This is a genomic window from uncultured Thiocystis sp. (genome assembly GCF_903866365.1).
Classification (GTDB): domain Bacteria; phylum Pseudomonadota; class Gammaproteobacteria; order Chromatiales; family Chromatiaceae; genus Chromatium.
In genome coordinates this window covers 1-4,087 of record NZ_CAIPNF010000207.1, presented here as the reverse complement: position 1 = coordinate 4,087, position 4,087 = coordinate 1, and the positions used below count along the sequence as shown (strand labels likewise).

Sequence of the window (4,087 nt, the reverse complement as noted above, 5' to 3'; positions counted from 1 at the left end):
TTCAGGCGAGAGATGTGCGTAAATCTCCGGGCGTCGATCATCGTTTGATCCATGTTAGCCGTTCCTGGGAGCGCGGGCCTTTGGCTCGCGAGGCGGGCGAGACGCCCGCGCTCCCAGGTGGACCAAACGATGATCGAGGCCTCGGGCCACCATCCGATCTTGAGGACAGCTGCATGCAAAAAACACCATCCCGCCCGTCTGCTACACTGATTGCCCGCTTGGCGCGGCTGGGACGTCGTCAATCGGTTCTAGGCTATGTGGAGCGTCTCGAACCTTGGGCAATTGAAGGTTGGGCGCTGGAGCGCCGCCTTCGTCCGTTGCGGCTTGAGGTACAGATCAAACAGGAACGCTATGGGTTGAAGCCGACCTGGAAGGAGCGCGCCGATGTGGCTGGTGAGCGCGGCGAGGCATTTCTGTATGCGGGTTTTTTCTGTGAACCATCCGAGGAACTGGCCAAAGCCTTGATCGCAGCTCAGCAGGGTGGTCATCCGGTGACCGTTTTTGCCAACGGCATCGCTTTAAAAAGTCCCGAGCATCCTGGTTTGCCCGCGCCAAAGCCAGCGACGCTGCCGGTCGATGATAAAACACCTCTTAAAGGACCGATCCTGCTCCCGAAAGACGTTCTCGACTCACTCGACGACGCGGCTGCGGTGATCGACTCGCAACCGCCCCATACTATAACGGGCGCTTCACGCATTGCGCGATCCGAGCATCTGTCAAGCGGGCCGATGGCATCCGCCGCCAGCTTCGATCTCTTGATCGCCATGTTACGCCAGCAATGCGACCTGGGGCATCTGACCGAGGTCATGACGATTCTCGATGACCCCGCTTATCTTCAATACGTGCGATTGCCCTGCCTTGAGCTTGAGTTGCTGCGTGTCCTGGCGCAGATCGGTAGCAGGCAATGGTCGGCATTGAATGGCGAGCGGCTCCTTGCCGCGTTTCTCGATGATTTCCACTCGACACCGGTCAATGAAACGCTTGCGGCGCATCGTGAACGAGTCAATGCGATCCTGCGGGATCTTTATCGCCATCTGGCAGCCACCCTGGCAAGCGCGGACGCCGCCGAGGATATCAAGGCCGACAGTGTTCTGAGTCGTTTGGCCTTGCCTTTGGCGCACTGGACACATCGCATCACGCAGGATGCCTATCTGGCGCTGGACTTCGTCGACCTCCTCATGTCGGGCGCCCATGCCATTGATTCTGTGCATTGGCTCTTTATCGTGCGGTTGCATCGGCTGACCGGGCGCGACGCAAAAGCCTTGTCACTCCTCAACGAGCACTGGCACGCGCATACCGATGATTGGTATGCCTGGCATGAACTCGGCGTGCTGACGCGGCTTTATATTCGCGGGCACTACGGACTTTTACAAGCGCAGGTCACGCATGCAATCGATGCCTTCCAGCAGGCCAAGACCCATAACCCGCATCAAACCCTGAGCCAGCGTGAAGGCAGGGGATTGCTGCGCGAGTATTTCGATAACCTGGTCGTGACGACACGCCACCTTGCTGAATCGGGTGACATTGCGGCTGGGGTCGACCAACGCCAGCGGAATCTGATGTTGCTCGCGCGCCTGTCACTGAAACTGCAAGGCGAACCTCATGGCATGCCGCGTCGCTGGTCAGCGATCAATACACAGAAAATACTATTCTGGGGCTCTCGTGATCTGTTCCAATGTTTTTACTATCGCGTGCGCGAAAAGGTCGAGCAAGCAACTGCCCTAGGGTGGGAAACGGATGTTCTCGATCTCTCGGAGATGCCCTTCGCGGACTGGCGGCGCCGGCTCATGGGCGCCGCCGTGCTCTATGCCTGCCGGGTTCCCGCCTGTGCGGCTGAATTAGAGTTGTTTGCCTATGCCCGTCATTTGGGCATCCCCATTATTTATGACATCGACGATCTCATCTTCGATCCCGATTTCTTTCCACCCGCGCTCGCAACCTACGCGGGCAGCATCGATGCCGAGCAGCATCGGCATCTGATGCTGGACAATCCCTTTTTCAGCACCGCGCTTGCCCTTTCCGATCATTGCAGTGTCTCGACCCGCCCGCTCGCCGATGAAGCCGCTCGCTATTTGACGGACGGCACTGAAATCACGGTATTGCCGAATCTCATGAGTGAGGAAATCTTCGCGCGGGCGAGTAAACCAACCCCAAGGCGGACGCGCGTAAAGGGCGACGAGACGATCAACCTCTTCTATGGCAGCGCCACCAAGGCCCATAAACAGGCTTTCTACGATCTCTTTCTTCCGGCGGCGATTGAAGTGCTCAAGCAGTCTCCGCAGGTCAGTCTTCACCTCGTGGGGTATTTCGATCAACTGCCCATCGCATTCATTGGCGCGGGCCGAATCAAACTCATCGATCCTACGTCCGACTATCTCGCCTACATGGACTTGGTTGAACAGGCCGACATCAATGTCGCGGTCCTCGAAACATCGCGCGTCACCGATGTCAAAAGCGAAATCAAATGGCTGGAAGCAGCCGCCTTCGGCATCCCGTCAGTGCTGTCGCCGACCGCCGCCTATCGGCAGGTCCTCACCGATGGCGAGACAGCCCTCTTTGCCGCAACCGTCGATGAGTGGAAAAGACAACTCGCACGCTTGATCGAAGACGCCGGACTGCGCGCCAGGATCGGTCGGGCTGCCCGTCAATTGGCATTGGAACGCTTTAGCCCCAACGTGGGCGAGCGCATTCTAGAAGGCATCCTGGCGCCTTATCGACCGACATCGGTCGTGCGCGCCAAAAAGCGGTTGCTTTTCGCCAATGTCTACTTTCACCCCCAAGCCGTCGGTGGCGCAACCCGTGTGATGGAAACACAGGTGCGCGGTCTATTGGAACACTACGCCGATGAATATGATGTCTTCGTGCTCACCACCCAGGCCGACCCTGACCCTGCGCGTCCCTATGGGGTCGATCAGTATTGGTACGGAGCCGCCCTGGTGACCCGCGTCGAGATCCCCTCACGGGATTGGTCGACCCACGAAGACAGCAAAATCCAGGCATTTTGCGAAGACTTCTTCCGCCTCTACGACTTCGACCTGATCCATCTGCACAGCATCCAGATGCTGACCACCTCGGTGGCCATGGCCGCATTGACTTGCAAGATCCCTTACATCGTCACCCTGCATGACGCCTGGTGGCTGTCGCGCTACCTGTTCCTGGTCGATGAGGATGGCCAGTTGGTCGACCACACCGACCCGCTCAGCGGCGGGGCCCCGCCGCCACGGGGACCATCCATCAACCAGCGACTTGCGCGCAGCGGCACCCTGCACACTGTGCTGAAAAAAGCAGCAGGGGTCTTGGCTGTGTCGGACAGTTTCGTCGCGCTCTACCGTGAAGCCGGAGTCAGCCACGTTCAAACCCACGAAAATCTCCCGGAGCCCTTCGTTCCAATGCCGCGAGCGCCGCGCAAGGACGACCGGCTTGTGCTTGGTTTCATTGGCGGGATCAGCCGCCACAAAGGCTATCATCTCTTGCGCGAGGCCATTGAGAGCGGCGAGTTTTCTGATTTTTCACTTTTGATCGTCGATCATGCGTTGCAATCCGGCGAGTTTTACGATGCACATTGGGGAAAGACTCCAGTGCGATATATCTCCAAGGTTGAGCAATCGCAGGTGGCTCATCTCTATGCGCAAATGGATGTCCTCATTGCCCCCTCCATCTGGCCGGAAAGCTATGGCCTCATCACCCGCGAAGCACTCCAGGCGGGGCTTTGGGTGATTGCCTCAGATCGGGGGGCGATTGGGGATTGTGTTGTTGAAGGGGTGAATGGTAATCTTGTTGATGTAAGCGATTATCGAGGGTTGCAAAAAGTGCTTGAGCAGCTTCCCGATGCGCTGCAACAGCGTGTCACACCTGTATTAGATGCCATGAAAGAGCATATAAACATTCGACCGCAGTATCTGAAAGCACTCGCTGACATCTATCGTGCGGCGATGAAAAACTGTAACTATAGCCATTTAATGTGATATCCAGACGTTTCTATTCATGCCGCATATTGAGTCTCTGGGAATTTAAAGAATGATCGCACGCGTGCTATTTTTTGTTGCAATGACCGTAATGCCGAATGCAATCTTTTCTTCAAATCGAG

The 4,087-nt window shown here is 57.1% G+C and carries 1 protein-coding gene; it reads left to right on the top strand.

The features are described 5' to 3' along the window. Nucleotides 1-173 precede the first annotated feature (173 nt). The gene (locus QZY07_RS11725) at nt 174-3,965 is read left to right on the top strand and encodes a glycosyltransferase (protein WP_295402667.1); all 3,792 of its coding nucleotides are present in this window, start codon (nt 174-176) and stop codon (nt 3,963-3,965) included. Nucleotides 3,966-4,087: the final 122 nt, after the last annotated feature.

Bases quoted from the DNA above. Each gene is read 5' to 3' on its own strand.
- QZY07_RS11725 (WP_295402667.1), top strand. From the start codon at position 174: ATGCAAAAAACACCATCCCGCCCGTCTGCTACACTGATTGCCCGCTTG.